The following is a 14,909-nucleotide window of genomic DNA, read 5'->3' as shown; positions in this document are numbered from 1 at the left end:
CATGCGATCCAAATGGGTCGCGCAACCAATGATGAGGATTAAGGCATGCATCACCAATTAAAGCTCGTCCTTTCCATGATTGGAGTGTGTCTTTCCGGGACAGCACTGTCCCAACAACAGCCACCCACCCCAGACACTCGATCGAGTGAACCACCCATAGGAATACAAGCCAGCAACTGCAGTGGACCAACCCCAAATGGATACTTCTGGACTGGCAATCCGCCGATCGGCCTGCCCTGCTCAAATGGCCAGTATCCCCCGTATATTTCGCCTACTACGATCAGCCCATAGGAGCTGCCCTGCATATCTGTCCTGGGCAATTTGTTCCATCAAACTGGAGCATAACCGGCAACACGTCACCAGCTCCTACTTGGTGCGGCGGTTACTCCATCAATGGCACGAAATGGATAGTCGTACGAACTAGCTAAGAGCTATCTTGGCAAGTTATGAGAAGAGCCCTTGCTTCTACAGCAAGGGCTCTTCTTTTATTGGCGAAGGCAAGCAAATTTTTGCGTGCAGCGAAGGAGACTCAGGCCTCTCACGCCAATGATTTCGGTGGCATTCATCGTGTCAACGATGACGATGAGAGAGAGATTGCTTCGCAAAAAACGCACACCAACTAGCAACAATGAAGCGCGCGGCAACTCACTTAATCGGAGCAGTCGTCACCTTCGACGTGCGCGCAGGTGCCGCGACAGGCGCCACCATGCCTTCGCGCAACGGCTTCAGCGACTCGAACTTCTGCTGATATTCGTCAGTAATCTGCTTGGCTTCCTCGCTGCTGCTGATCACCTTGGGTGTGATCAGCACGATCAGCTCGGTGCGCTTGCGATTGCTATTGGTCGTGCCAAACAAGCGCCCAAGTATTGGCACGCGATTCAGGCCGGGAATACCGGTGTCGCCATTGGTCGTCTGCTGCTGGATCAGGCCGCCAAGCAACACCGTCTGCCCGCTCTGCACCGCGACCTGCGTGCCCATCGAACGCTGCGAGATGGTGGGATTGGTGTTAGCGCCGCTAGGGTAGCTCGGCGAGCTCACCTGCTGTTGGATGCTGAGGTACACCAAGCCACCCGGATTGACGCGGGGCTGTACGTTGAGGATCACACCGGTGTTGAGATAGTTGACCTGGTTGTAAGTCGCCGTGCCGACACCGGGATTGACGCTGGTCTGGTTGATCGGCACTTGGTCGCCCACCTGGATCTGCGCGACCTGGTTGTTCAATACCACCAGCGACGGCGCCGATAGCGTCTTGGTGTTGCCGTTGGTCTCCAGCGCCTTCACGGCGACCTGCATATTGCTGTTCATGAACGAATAGAAGAACGGCTCGCCTTTGAACTGATTACCGCCACCGCCCAGGCCGATTGCACGATGGCGGAAGGTATCGACCGGGGTGTAGACAGGGTTGCCGCTGCTGTCGGTCGTTTGGGTGAGGTTACGCAACCCCTCCAGATACCACTGCACTCCGAACTGGAACGCACCGGTCAACGAGACTTCCAGAATGCGTGTCTCGATCTGCACTTGCAGCGGCGTGTTGTCCAGGCGATGGATGGCCGATTCGATCTCCGCCCACTGCGAAGGACGTGCGCGTACCAGCAACTGGTTATTGGCATCCACCGAGCTGATGCGCACACTGCCGTCTTCCGAGACGAATTGCTGTGCGCTTTGCGCACTGCCGTTACTGCTCGGATTGGAGCCAAAGGCGCTGCCGATGCTGGTACCCGGGCCGCCAAAACCGCCGCTCTTGTCGGAGCCGTTGCCGAATCCCGCGCCGGAATTGATGCCGCCGAGGCCACCCGTGCCGCCAATGCCGCCGCCCGTGCCACCGATGCCGCCACCAAGTCCGCCAGTCGTACTGCTGCCGAAACTGCCGGCCGTGCTGCCCATGCCACTGCCCGAACCATTGGCGTTGTCAGCGTTGCCCAGGGTGCCGGAACTCAGACCGGGCCCTACCTTGGCGCCCGCGTTGCCACCGCCGTTGCCGCTCGCGTAAATCTGTCCCAGGTACTGCGCCAGATCGGACGCCTTGATGTTGCGCACGTCATACACGAACAGCTGCGGCTCGTTGCCGCCGCCGCGATCGATCTTCTCGATCCACTGCCCCACTTCCTGCAGGTAGTTGGGCTGCGTGCTGATCACCACCAGCGCGTTGGTGCGCTCGATCGGAATGAAGCGGAACATGCCGGCCAGCGGCGTATCGCCCTTGGCGCCGAACATGCTGTCGAGCTTGGGCATCAGCTCGGCGACGCCGGCGTGCTGCAGATTGAATACACCGACCGACATGCCGCGCAGCCAGTCCACGTCGAAGGTGCTGACGGTGCGCTGGTAGTTGGCCAGTTCCTGCGGCGAGCCGGCCAGCACGATCACGTTGCGCGAAGGGTCGACCAACAGGATCGATTCCGGCCGCGCGAACGGCTTGATCAGTTTCTGCATCTCGGTGGCCGAGATGTAGCGCAGCGGGAACAGGCGCGCTTGCATGCCTTCCTGCGGTGCGGAAGCGCCCAGGCTCGGCACGAGATTGCCGGCCACGGCCTCCTTCGCCGGCATCACCACGTAGCCGCCATTGCGCTTGACCAGCGCGTTGCCGGTCCACGACAGCAGCGTTTCCAGAATCGGCATGGCCTGGCTGGAATCCACCGGCTCCGCCGTAGCGAACGAGATGTTGCCCTGCACGCCCGGTGCGATGGTGTAGTTCTGCTTGAGCAGGTCGCCGAGGATCGCCTTCACCACCGCCTGTACCGGCTGGTTCTCGAAGTTGAAGGTGACCGCGCCGTCACCGGTCGCCGGCGCACGCGGTGTGGCCAGCGCGGAGGGATGGATAAAGGTCCCGCTGCCCTGGCTGATCTGCGGCTGGGACAGCGTGTCCGAGGGTGCATTGATCCCGGTGTTGAGCGGCTGCGGCTCCGGCGCGGGCTTCTCCGTACCGGCCATGGCTTCGCGCTGCAGCGCTCCATCATCGTGCGGCGGCGGCAACGTGGAGCAGCCGGCCATCCACAAGGCCAGTGCGAGCGTGCCGTAGCGAAACGTCGGCTTGGTGAGGTGGCGGGACATGGATCAGTGTGCTCCTTCGGGATTGCCGGCGGCCTGTTCGGCGCGACGCTTCTGGATGGCGGCTTTCAGCTGGCGGATACGCTCGGCCTGCAGCGAGCCGTCGTCCTGTTGCGGACGCGGCGCATTGCTGTCGGCGTTGGGCGGCGGCGTGCCTTCGCCACCGGGTTTCAATGGCATGCGCATGGCGGGACTGCTGCCGGCCGGCCCCACGCGCTGCATCGCGCCCGCGGGCACGGTGATGGGGCCGGGCATGGCGCTACCCTGGTTCGGGTTCGGCGCTTGTGCCTGTGCGTCATTCTTCGGCGCATCAATCGGCGCGCCGGCGGGCAGCTCCAGCTCGGTGCGGCCGCTGCCGGACTCGAAGATGGCCGAGCGCGATTTCAGTTCGACCAGCTTCCAGCTGCCGTCGGGCAGGCTGCTGCCTTCGCGCACGCGCACATCGCTGTCGCTGCCGCGCGTATGCAGCAAGGCCATATGCAGCGCGGGCGTGAGGATGATGCCGGTGAGCTGCATCTCGCCCAGGCTGGCACCGCCCTTGGCCGAACGCATCGCCGGCTTGCGATCAGGATTGAACACGGGCTGCTGCCACACCGCAGCGAACTGCGCCAACGGCACCGGCACCGGCAGGTTGCTGCCCTCGCGGGTGTCCGGCAGCGGTGGCGTGGGACGCGGGGGATCCCAGCGCACGCTGCGGCCAACACCGGCGAGCAACACCATCAGCAGTGCGGCCAGCGCAATCGCCACGCCGGCCAGTACGGGCGTCAGTCGACGCTGCGCGGCGGCGTTCAAGAGGCATCTCCCGCGGGGGCGGCGGCGGCCGGCGCGGCACCGCGCGACTGGCGCACATAGCCACTCAGGGTGAACTGCACTTCCAGCGGCGGCGCGCTGGCTTGCTGCGCGGCGACCGGGTTGCGATAGATGCTGAGGTCGTCGATGAACAAGTACGGCGTGCCCTGCTCCAGTTCCTGCATCACCGCGGCGAACGGCTGCATATCGCAGCGCAAGCTGATGCTCACCGCCACCTTGCGATAGGGCTCGCCATCGGCGGCAGGCGGATTGGGTACCGGCATCTTCTGACTGACTTCGCAGCTGCCGCCGTCGGGATGCGCAGCCACCACGTCGACCACACGCTGCATCAAGCCAGCAGCCGCGGCATTCGGATCATCCTCGGGAAGGAATGCATTGCTCGCCGCCTGACCCTGGCCGAGCGTGGCGATACGTTGCTGCAACGCCGGCTTTTCCGCGATAGCGGAAGCGAAACGGGCCTGCGTATCGCGCAGGTCAGCCATCTGCGAGCGGACGTTGAGCAGCGGCGAGACGAACCACCAGTGCAACAGCACGAAGTACGCAAGCACCAGCGCCAACAGCAGCAACAGGATCGCCGCGATGCGTGATTCGCGCGGTTTCAGCGCGACCAGCTTCACGGCTTGCCCCCATTGCTGGACGGCGCGGCGGGCGCGGTTTTGGCGGCCGTCGGCTTGCGCATCTGCGCCACCATGTAGAAACGCTCCTTGCCGGTGGATGGGTCCGCCTGGATGGTGCCCTGGAAATTGGGATTGCTGATGACGGTGGAATCTTTCAGCGCATCGACCAGCCGCGCGGCCTGCGGACTCTGCCCCTGAAAGCCCACCTGCCCCGCGTTGTCGATGGTGAGGCGTTCGAGCCAGGCGGTGATCGGCAGGCGCTGCGTGATGTCCTGCAAGACGGCCAGCGCGGAAACTGTGCTCTTCTTGCGCGCGGCCAGAAAACCCGCGGCGCCGGCGTTGTCCTGCAATTGCTGGCGCAGCCCGCCGACTTCTTGCGCTTCGGCGCGCATGGTTTCGACCTGGGTCTGCATTTGCGCCAGAGCGCTTTCGCGGTTGTGCAGCCATTGGCCGAGCACCAGCGCCAGCAGCAGCACGCACGCTGCGGTCAGTGCCAGATTCAGGCGTTGCCGCGGATGTGAGCGGCGCGGCGCAAGTTCGGCCGGCAACAGATTGACGCCGAGGCGGCCGCCATCCACGCCCAGGTCCACCGCATCCACCGCGATGCCGACCTGGCCCAGGCGTGCCAGCAGGGGATCGAGTGTGGTGCGCGGCACCGCCACCAGTTCCGCCGCGAGACGGCCGGCCGGTGCGGGGGTGTCGAGTTCACGGATGTCGTAGCGCACCTGCTCGGCGCGGAACGGTGTTTGCCGATCCATCTCGAATGCGCCGACCTGTTGCAAGGTGTCGCGCGCCGCCGCCGGCAACATCAGCAGGCGCCGCAGTACGGCACTCGCCGGCAGGCATAGCGCCAGACGCAAGTCCTCACGATCCACCCCGCGCAGGCCGTCGGCCAGCGCCACCTGCTGACTGGCCGCGTCGAGGCTGTCCGGCCATTGCGCCAACATGTCGTGCGAGCCGGTGCGGCGCAGTCGCCAATCGTCGCCGGCACGCTCCAGCAGATGCCATGCGGCACCGCCACCAAACAGAACGCGCGAGCGCGCGGGCACGAGGAAGGCGAGTTCGCCGCCCCACCACGCAAAAAATCGCGGCAACGGCGAAGCGCGCCATGCGCGGCGTACGCGTTCGAGCTGCGGTCGCAGCGAGCTCGTCATGGTCACTCCCCGTCTCCCTCTTGCCAGCGAAGCACTGCATAGGGCTGTGCCCCCGCCCTGGCCCCTTGCAGACGTACCGTGGCACGCACAATCGCACGTGTGCCATCCGATAACGTCGCCTCCGAACGAATACTATGCGTCACTCCCTGACTCCCGCCTAGGCCCGCAGGCCCTTGTTGTTGCTGTCTTGCGGCATACAGCGCGTTTGCCTGTTCCGGCGTCATGCCGGGGATCGCCTGCAGCGCCAGCGGCGGTGCGAAGTTTGGATCCGGTGCGTTACGCCCTGACCACAAGGTGACCTGCGGCGCGATCTTGCGATAGAGGGCCGGGTCCATGCCCAGCACCATCTGCAGTTCCTGGATGCTGGCGAATGGCGCATGGCGGGGAGCATAGTCGCGTCCGGCTGAGGTGTATGCCGCCGCGGCTCGATTCAGATCGTCCGGCCCGCGCCCGAAGCTGCGCCAGTTCACCACTTGCTTGGCCAGCTCGTTGGCCGCGCTGTCGTTCAGACCGGCAGCGCGGAAGAAAGCCTGCAGCACGTCGGGCGAAGCCGCGTTGATATCGACCTTGCCGCTTTCGTCGACCACGGCCAGTTTCACCTTGGCGTCGTCGTACTGGAAATCGTAATTGCGCCCATCCGGTTTCCAGCGGTTGCGCATGGACGGGTCCTGCATCGCATAGATCGCGCGCATCACACCCGCCTCGGCGGCGTAGTGCGCGCGCATCTGGGCGAACTGGTAACGCGCCTGCATGCCTTCGGTGCGCGCGAGCGTGGCGTAGCCGCCGAGCAGGATGGCGAGCAAGGTGCAGGCCCACAGCACCACCAGCAAGGCCACGCCACGCTGCAAGCGGCGCTTCATCGCACCACCTGCGGACGACGGAGGCCTTGCAGCAGATCCATCTGCTGACCGAGCGCGGCGGTGGGATCGATGCGCAGCGGCGCATCCAGGCGCGGCCACTCCTGCCGGCCATCCAGTTTCAGTTCGACCCGTACGATGCGCGGCAGCAGGCGTTCATCTGCCCACTTGGGCTGCCAGGTACCCAGTTGTTCCTGCGTATCCGGCGTGCGGTAGCTGAAGTGTCCTTCGCGTACGTTGTCGAGCAGCACTTCCGGTTCGCTGAGCGCATGCGGCGGGCTGCCATCCGGCGGCAACAGCGCGAAACTCGCCTGCAACTGCGAGCCGCCCTTGCCATTGGACACGATCTTCCATTCCTGCAACTGCGGGCCCAGCTTGCCGAGATAGCCCGGCAGGGGCGCCACGAAGCGCATTGTCTGCGCGTCGCCGCTGAAATAAAGATTGTCACCGTTGCCATCGCGTCCGAACGGCACCGCCTGGATCTGCGCCAGTTCCTGTCGCATGAATTGCTGGGTGGAACGCAGCTTGTCGAGCTGTTCGACCGAAGCCGTGCCGGAGCGCACGCTCTGCGTCGCCGTACGCACGCCGGAGTAAACACCGAGCAGCAGCAGCGCCATCAGCGCGAGCGCGCCCAGCACTTCGAGCAGGCTGAAGCCGCGTGCGCCGTTCACGGCGTCACCACGGGCGGGTTTCCGCTGTTCTGTCCGATCAACCGCAAGGTGCTGAAATGCGCCGAACGTTCGCGACTGCCCTTTCCCCACAGCACATCGAGATCGAGCTTCACCATCTGCATCGGCGAAGGTTGCTGGCCGGCGTCGGCGGGACGCCAGGGCGTTACGGTGAGACGCCAGCGGTATTGCTCATCGAAACGTCCTTCGCTGTGACCGGGACGCAACGGCGCGATGACATCCGCGGTATCCAGCACGCTGCGCGCCCACATGGCGGCGCGACTGTAGTCGGCGGCGTTATTGGTGAGGCCGATGGAACCGCCCGCGACCTGCATCAAGGCCGTAAAGGCGATCGCCAGCAACAGGATCGCGGCGATGACCTCCAGCAAGCTGAAGCCATTGGCGCGCGCAGCGCGCGGGAAACGGGGAGCGGGGAACGGGGAACGGCAGAGCACCGCGCGGCTACTCTTCCCTGTTCCCTGTTCCCTGTTCCCCGTTTCCCACTGCAGGCGATTCACGACGCCACCACACTCACTGCGCCGGTAAGCCACGACACATTGACCTGCCAGCGCCGCTGTTCGCGCTGCAGGGTGATATGGCCACCGGTGGAGCTGCCATCGGGAAAGAAGCGAATGCGCCCGGTGGTGGCATTGGGCTGGTCTTCCTTGGCGCTGGTAATGCTCAGGCGCATGCCCTGCGGCAAACGTACGTCGCGCTGGTCACTGCCGCGGTAGGTGTTCTTGCGCGTATCCACATCGAACACCTGTTCCTGCCCGCGCACGATCGCCTGCGCGCGCGTGGCGCGCAGCGCGGCGGCCAGTTCACCGCTGGCGGCGTTGACGCGCGCGCTGGCCAGCCCCTGCGACACGGAGACGGAAACCGCCGCCGCCGCGATACCGATCAACAGGATCACCGCGAGCATTTCGAGCAGGGTGAAGCCATGAGCGCGTGTGGCGCGCCGGGAACAGGGAACGGGGAACGGGGAACGAGGCAGAGCGAGAAGCTGCAGCGCTGCGGCAGCCCTCCGTTCTTCGTTCGCCGTGGCCCGCTCCTGCTTCATTACTGCCAGTTCCCCACGTCGGCGTTATAGCCATCGCCGCCGGGCTGGCCGTCCTGGCCGTAGAAGATCAGGTCGAAGCTGCCATGGTCACCCGGGTACTTGTAGCCAAACGCATGGCCCCACGGATCCTTCAGCTCCGACTCTTTCGCATACGGGCCCTGCCAGTTGCGCGCATTCGCGGGCTTGGCCAGCAGGTCGCCGAGCTGGGCGGGCGGTGCGCCGTTGTCCAGCGCGTAGTTCTCGATCTTCTGGCTGAGCGTGGTGAGCTGCGCCTTGCCGGCACCGTACTTGCCCTTGTCCACGTTCTTGCCGACCTGGGTCACCACCACCGCGCCGATGATGCCGATCAGCACGATCACCGCCAGCATTTCGAGCAGGGTGAAGCCGCGGGCGGCGCGTTGGAGTCGGATGTGCCTGTGTTGCATAGCGAAACCTCTGATCATCGGCAAAGTGAAATGGGAGTGGCAGGCCACGTTGTTGTTATTGGATGTTGCTGGTCAGGCTCAGCAGCGGCAGCAGGATCGCGGCCATGATGATGGCCACCAGGATCGTCATCACGATGGTCAGCGCCGGCACCAGGGCGGCGAGCAGGCGGTCGATGGCGCGCTTGCTCTCCAGCTCGAAGGTATCCGCCACTTTCAGCAACATCGTGTCCAGCTGGCCAGCCTCCTCACCCACCTGCACCATCTGCAGGGCCAGTCGCGGAAAACGTTGCGACTGCGCCAGCGCCAGACTGAGACCCGAACCACCCTTCACTTGTTCCGCAGCGTGAGCCAGCGCTTCGTCCAGCGCGCGGTTGGAGGTGACCTGGCGGGCAATGGTCAGCGCGGACAGCAGGGGCACGCCGTTCTTGAGCAGGGTGCCCAGGGTGCGGGCGATACGCGCCGTCTCCACTTTCAGCAGCAGCGGCCCGACCAGGCGCATCTGCAGCAGGCGGGCATGCCAGGCCAGCCGCGCCACCGGGTCGCGCAGGCGGGCCCGCCACATGAAAATGCCGCCGACCAGCACGGCCAGGATCAGCCACCACCACGACTGCAGCAGGTTGCCCAGCGCGAGCACCGCCTGGGTGATCCACGGGATCGGCACCTGCATATCTTCGAAAATCGGCACGAACTGCGGCACCACATAGGCCAGCAGCAGCACCAGCGAACCGAACACGCCCACCATCAGGAAGGCCGGATAGATCAGCGCGTTGACGATGCTGCCGCGCAACTGCTGGCTGCGCTCGAGATAGTCGGCCAGGCGGCGCAACGTATCTTCCAGGGATCCGCCCGCCTCGCCCGCGCGTACCAGGCTGATGTAGAGCTTGGGGAAAACGCCGTGTTCTTCATCGAGCGCCTGCGACAGCGGCGTGCCGCCACGCACGCGATCGCGCACGCGCTCGATCAATTGCTTGGCGCGCTCGCCTTCCGGCAGATCCAGCAGAATGCCGAGCGCACGATCCAGCGGCTGGCCGGCGCCCAACAGGGTCGCCAGCTGATGAGTGAACTGCGCCAGCTGATCGCCAGTGAAGGGACCGCGCTTGAACAGCGCGGCCAGTCCGCTGCCGCTGGCCGCCTCGTTCGCCGGCTTGGCTTCCAGCGGCGTGTGGCCCTGGTCCTGCAGGCGCGCGATGACCTCCTCGACGCTGGCGGCTTCCATCTCTCCTTGAAGCAACTCGCCGGCGTCGCTGACGGCGCGGTAATGAAACTGCATCAGCTCTCCTGCGTGACGCGCAGGACCTCCTCGATGGTGGTGATGCCCGCCACGGCCTTGGCGATGCCGTCTTCGTACATGGTGCGCATGCCTTCGGCGCGCGCCAGGCGCTCGATTTCGCCAGCATCAGCGCGCTGCATCACCAGACGGCGCAGCGGGTCACTCATCACCAGGAATTCCATGATCGCGCGGCGGCCGCGATAGCCCGTGGGATTGGCCGTGCTGGTGCCGGGCTTCCACAGGCGGATGGGCCGCTCATCGGTGTACTTGTGCAATTCGAACTGCTCGATCACCTCGGGCAGCGCTTCATACGGCGTCGCCGTTGCCGGGTCGAGACGGCGCACCAGGCGCTGGGCCAGGATGCCGTTGACGGTGGAACCGAGCAGGTAATCCTCCACGCCCATGTCGAGCAGGCGGGTAATGCCGCCGGCCGCGCTGTTGGTGTGCAGGGTCGACAGCACCAGATGGCCGGTGAGCGCGGACTGGATCGCGATGCGGCAGGTTTCCAGATCGCGCATTTCACCAATCATGATCACGTCCGGATCCTGGCGCACGATGGAGCGCAGCGCGCCGGTGAAATCCAGCCCGATCTGCGGCTTCACCTGGATCTGGTTGATGCCTTCGATCTGGTACTCGACCGGGTCCTCGACGGTGATGATCTTCACGTCGGGCGTATTGATCTGCGACAGCGCGGTGTACAGCGTGGTGGTCTTGCCCGAGCCGGTGGGGCCGGTGACCAGCAGGATGCCGTGCGGGCGCTCCAGCACATCCACGAAACGCTGCTGGAAGTTGTCGGTGAAACCGAGCGAGGCGAAATCGAACACCACCGATTCGCGGTCGAGGATACGCATCACCACCGACTCGCCGAAGCTGGTCGGCACGGTCGATACGCGCAGATCGAGCTCCTTGCCCTGCACGCGCAATTGGATGCGGCCATCCTGCGGCAAGCGCCGCTCGGCGATGTTGAGCTTGGCCATGATCTTCACGCGCGAGATCACCGCGGCGGTGGAGCTCGATGGCGGCGCCTCCACCTCATGCAGCACACCGTCGATGCGGTAGCGCACCTTCAGACGGTTCTCGAACGGTTCGATATGCACGTCCGACGCGCGCTGTTCCACCGCGCGCTGCAGGATCAGGTTGACCAGGCGGATCACCGGCGCCTCGGACGCGAGGTCGCGCAGATGCTCCACGTCGTCTTCCACCGCGGCGCTGCCGTCGAGGTTCTCCACGATGGTGCCCATGGCGGAGCGGCCGGAGCCGTAATAGCGCTCGATCAGATCGTCGATCTCCGAGCGCAGGCCGATGCGCAGCATGACCGGACGACCGGCAGCCAGTTCCACCGCCTGCTGCGGATACGCATCGGCCGGATCGGCAACCAGCAGGGCGACGCCGTCTTCGCCGTCGCGTACCGGTACCACGTGATGCAGCTTGAGAAAGCGCACCGACATATCGAGTTCGGCCGGGGGCAGCTCCGGCGCGTCGCGCGCAGCCAACAGCGGCGTATGCAGCAATTCGGACCAGGCTTCGGCCAGGTCGCGCTCGGAAACCAGGCCAAGCCGTGCCATCAGCGCCGTCAACGTGCCTTCGGGTGACTCCTCGTGGAGCCGCCGGGCACGTGCCAGGTCACTGTCTTTCAAGCGTCCGCGCGCAACCAGCAGATCGCAGACCGCTATTTCGCGATCCTGTCCTGCCATCCCTGCCTCGCTGGCCGCCGGCCTTGCCACTGCCGACATGCACTCACCCCGCACTTCTCAAGTCCATATTCGCACCCACGGTACCTGAGGTACCGCCCCTGGAGGGCGCATCAGCCCACATTGGTAGCACATCCTCCAATACGGTTGCGAGACTGGACGGCGGATACAGACGAATGCCCGATCCTGAAGCGCGATATTTGCCAACGTGTGAAATTACGGTGGCACGCCATATGAAAGAAAAAAGAACCGGCGCCCCGAAGGACGCCGGTTCGATGGTGTGCGGCTCAAATCGGCTCGATCAGGGTTGCGCGCCCGCCGCCTGCACCGCCGCATAGGTATTGAGGATGCCCGCGCCGATCGGCTTGGTCCGGCTGGCCGCCACGTGCGGTGCGGTGGCCGAGGACTTCAGCAGCGAGGTGATCTGCGTCGAGGTGAGCAGAGCCTTGCCGAGAGCAAGGCGGTAGCTCTGCATCAATGCCACGGCGCCGGCCACGTGCGGTGTGGCCTGCGACGTACCGGCCATGCCGCCATAGGTCGAACCCGACGGCGACGTTGTGCCGGAGTCGATGGTCGACCAGATGAAGCCCGAGGTCGCCTGCGTGCCGCTGGAACCATCGTTGGCATACACGCCGCCGCCCGGTGCCGCCAGGGTGATGCCCGCGCCGTAGTTGGAGTAGTACGCACGACGGCTGGTGATGCCCGTCGCCGCCACCGCCACCACGCCAGGGCAACTGGCCGGCGAGAAGCCGGACACGTTGGCGTTGCTGTTGCCCGCCGCCACCACCACGGTGGCGCCGCGGCTGATCGCGCCGGAGATCGCCTTGCCCGTGATGGTGCTGGAGGTGCAGGTGCCGCTGCCGCCCAGGCTCATGCTGATGACCTGCGCGGGATGCGTATTGTCCGGCACACCGTTCACATGGCCGCCCGAGGCCCAGGTGATGGCGTCCGCGATATCGCTGTCGTAGCCGCCGCAATGGCCGAGCACACGCACCGGCAGCACCTTGGCGCCAAACGCCGTGCCCACCATACCCGTGCTGTTGTTGGTCTTCTCACCACCCGCCGTGCCGAACACATGCGTGCCGTGCCAGCTGCTGTTCTCCGCCGGATGGGTGGAGTCCACGCAACCGCCGTTGCTGGCGAGGTACTTGCTGCCCGTGGTCCAGTCGCCGGTATCCCAGCCGCCAGCGGCGCGGCCGTCGGCGGCACGACCGGAGACCAGCGCGGTGCTGATGAAGTCGTAACCGGCGTCAGCCAGGGTCAGGTCGAGGTCCGGGTGATTGGTCACACCGGTATCGAGGCTGGCGATGGTGATGCCGGTACCGTCGGCCAAGGTCCACGCCTGCTGGATGTTGGCGCCACCCCAGTTGGCCACCGAGGTGCCAAGGCTGGCGTCACTGAACGCCGCGCCGTTCGCTGCCAGATAGTCCCACTGGTACCCGGCGTAGTACGTGTCATTCGGCGTGGTGAAGGTGGCCGCACCGGCCGGCTGCGCCTGTACCGGCTTGCCGAGGGCATGGCGCATGTAGTCCGGCTGCACGAATTCCACAGCTGGATCGGCCGCGATCTGCTGCACGAACTGGCGCGTTTCCGCGGCCGACAAACGCCGCGAGGTGGTCACCAGGTCGCCGCCGATGGCAAGCTTACGGTCGTAGTTCACTCCCAGCATGCGGCCACCTGAGCGCAGCGCATTCGTGGAGAGACTGGTGCCGCCCTGATCCATCAGCTTGGCTTTGCCGGCGGCAGCCGTGACCGCCTGCACCGCCGCATTCGGGCTGGCGTGTTCGGTACTGCCGTTGCGATAGACAACGATGAAACGGTTATAGGTGGCGTCTTCCTGGACGGAACTGAGGTCGAAACGGGTGTTGCCGGAAATATCTTCCGCGGCGACGGCCGGCAGGCTCAAGGCCAACAGCAGCGAGGCGGCGAGCAACTTCACTTGCGAACGCTGAATCATTCGAACTCCCTCTATCTATGGATGTACTGAGCGGAGGCGTTCCTCACCTTATGCGTCAGGAACCCACCGGCGCGCTCTCCCCAGAACGCGACCGGCCACCACCCCCAGAGGTGGACCTCCAGAAATGCCGGTAACCCAGGTCGGTCCCACCTTGGTTGACGCCGGCGATTCATCCTCGCATGAAATAACGGCGTCATTCGCAAATTCACACGGTCATCACGACACGCTTCACCATCCCTGTCGCGAGCCTGACGCGAGCGCGGTTTGATCGATCGGGACGCTCTGGGACAATGCATGTTTTGCCCCATCGGCCAGACCATGCAGTTGCTCGACATCGGTGCCAACCTCACCCACGAATCGTTCCATCACGACTTCGACGCCGTGATGCAACGCGCACGCGACCATGGCGTCACCCGCATAATCGTCACCGGCGCCTCCCGCGACGGCAGCACGCATGCGCTCGACCTGGCCCGCCGCCATCCCGGCGAGCTCTATGCCACCGCTGGCGTCCACCCCCACCATGCCATCGACTACGACGACGCCACCGACGCGCTGCTGCGCGAACTCGCCCGGCAGCCCGAAGTCCGCGCCGTCGGCGAAACCGGCCTCGACTACAACCGCAACTACTCCCCCCGCGACGTGCAGCTCGCCGTGTTCGAGCGTCAACTGCAGATCGCCGTGGACGTACAGAAACCACTGTTCCTGCACCAGCGCGACGCCCACCACGACTTCGTCGCCCTGCTGCGCCGCTACCGCGACAAAATCCCCGCCGCCGTCGTCCACTGCTTCACCGACACCGGCGAAGCCCTGCGCGACTACCTCGCCCTCGACTGCCACATCGGCATCACCGGCTGGATCTGCGACGAACGCCGCGGCACCCACCTGCGCGAACTGGTGCGCGACATCCCCGCCAACCGCCTGATGATCGAAACCGACGCCCCCTACCTGCTGCCGCGCACGGTGAAACCGCAGCCAAGCCACCGCCGCAATGAACCGATGTACCTGCGGCATATCTGCTACGAAATCGCCCGCGACCGCAACGAGCCGGTAGAAGTCACCGCAGCGAACAGCACGGCGACGGCGGAAGCGTTTTTCGGGTTGTAACGCACAGCGCCACCAACGAAGTCCCCAGTGGAACGGTGCGGGTCAAACACTCAGACCCCGAAGAAAACCATCCAGATGTCTGGCACTGGAAGATGCGCAGCTACGAAGCACACCGCCTGCTCTGAGGCCATTTCTCTTTGGTTACTTTCTCTTTGGGCCAGTGTATGGACCGGACACATGGGTAACAAACGTGCCAGGACATAGGTAACAGTTTAGTCGGCCTCGCGCAGGTCGATACTGGCAAGGCAGTG

At 65.0% G+C, this 14,909-nt stretch carries 13 protein-coding genes; 1 reads left to right on the top strand and 12 read right to left on the bottom strand.

The features are described 5' to 3' along the window. Positions 1–645: 645 nt before the first annotated feature. The 12 genes from gspD to ISS97_RS01020 form a co-directional block, all read right to left on the bottom strand. The gene (gene gspD, locus ISS97_RS01075; protein WP_379987430.1) at positions 646–3,048 is read right to left on the bottom strand and encodes a type II secretion system secretin GspD; all 2,403 of its coding nucleotides are present in this window, start codon (positions 3,046–3,048) and stop codon (positions 646–648) included. 3 nt (positions 3,049–3,051) lie between these two features. Further along, positions 3,052–3,837, bottom strand: a complete 786-nt coding sequence (locus ISS97_RS01070; protein WP_379987429.1) for a hypothetical protein — start codon at positions 3,835–3,837, stop codon at positions 3,052–3,054. After that, on the bottom strand, positions 3,834–4,472 hold the full coding sequence (gene gspM, locus ISS97_RS01065; protein ID WP_379987428.1) for a type II secretion system protein GspM: 639 nt from the start codon (positions 4,470–4,472) through the stop codon (positions 3,834–3,836). Before gspM ends, ISS97_RS01070 begins: the two co-directional genes overlap by 4 nt. Then, entirely contained in the window at positions 4,469–5,626 is a 1,158-nt protein-coding gene (locus ISS97_RS01060) for a PilN domain-containing protein (protein WP_379987427.1), read from the bottom strand. Before ISS97_RS01060 ends, gspM begins: the two co-directional genes overlap by 4 nt. Before the next feature lie 2 nt (positions 5,627–5,628). Next, entirely contained in the window at positions 5,629–6,486 is an 858-nt protein-coding gene (locus ISS97_RS01055; protein ID WP_379987426.1) for a type II secretion system minor pseudopilin, read from the bottom strand. Beyond that, positions 6,483–7,154, bottom strand: coding sequence for a prepilin-type N-terminal cleavage/methylation domain-containing protein (locus ISS97_RS01050; RefSeq protein ID WP_379987425.1), 672 nt, complete (start codon positions 7,152–7,154; stop codon positions 6,483–6,485). Before ISS97_RS01050 ends, ISS97_RS01055 begins: the two co-directional genes overlap by 4 nt. Beyond that, on the bottom strand, positions 7,151–7,606 hold the full coding sequence (locus tag ISS97_RS01045) for a prepilin-type N-terminal cleavage/methylation domain-containing protein (RefSeq protein ID WP_379987424.1): 456 nt from the start codon (positions 7,604–7,606) through the stop codon (positions 7,151–7,153). Before ISS97_RS01045 ends, ISS97_RS01050 begins: the two co-directional genes overlap by 4 nt. A 59-nt stretch (positions 7,607–7,665) precedes the next feature. Continuing rightward, complete coding sequence (locus ISS97_RS01040; protein ID WP_379987684.1) at positions 7,666–8,145, bottom strand: GspH/FimT family pseudopilin; 480 nt, start codon at positions 8,143–8,145, stop codon at positions 7,666–7,668. 65 nt (positions 8,146–8,210) lie between these two features. After that, positions 8,211–8,636 carry a type II secretion system major pseudopilin GspG gene (gspG, locus tag ISS97_RS01035; RefSeq protein WP_379987423.1) on the bottom strand — a complete coding sequence of 142 codons (426 nt, stop codon included), beginning with the start codon at positions 8,634–8,636 and terminating at the stop codon, positions 8,211–8,213. A 55-nt stretch (positions 8,637–8,691) separates the two neighbouring features. Further along, positions 8,692–9,909 (bottom strand): type II secretion system inner membrane protein GspF, encoded by a 1,218-nt coding sequence (gspF, locus tag ISS97_RS01030; protein ID WP_379987683.1) that lies wholly within the window; start codon positions 9,907–9,909, stop codon positions 8,692–8,694. Next, positions 9,906–11,639, bottom strand: coding sequence for a type II secretion system ATPase GspE (gene gspE, locus ISS97_RS01025; RefSeq protein ID WP_379987422.1), 1,734 nt, complete (start codon positions 11,637–11,639; stop codon positions 9,906–9,908). The genes gspF and gspE overlap by 4 nt, the downstream gene beginning before the upstream one ends. A 259-nt stretch (positions 11,640–11,898) precedes the next feature. Beyond that, a complete protein-coding gene (locus ISS97_RS01020) occupies positions 11,899–13,554 on the bottom strand; it encodes a S8 family serine peptidase (protein ID WP_379987421.1) in 1,656 nt (551 codons plus the stop codon). A gap of 318 nt (positions 13,555–13,872) precedes the next feature. Between ISS97_RS01020 and ISS97_RS01015 the strand changes: the two genes are divergently transcribed. Further along, positions 13,873–14,658, top strand: a complete 786-nt coding sequence (locus ISS97_RS01015; protein WP_379987681.1) for a TatD family hydrolase — start codon at positions 13,873–13,875, stop codon at positions 14,656–14,658. Positions 14,659–14,909 lie beyond the last annotated feature (251 nt).

Origin of the sequence: Dyella koreensis (assembly GCF_044904565.1) — a bacterium.
In the GTDB taxonomy this organism is placed as follows: Bacteria; Pseudomonadota; Gammaproteobacteria; order Xanthomonadales; family Rhodanobacteraceae; genus Dyella_D; species Dyella_D koreensis.
The sequence above is the reverse complement of the archived record's forward strand: the minus strand, read 5'-3'. Positions and strand labels throughout refer to the sequence as shown.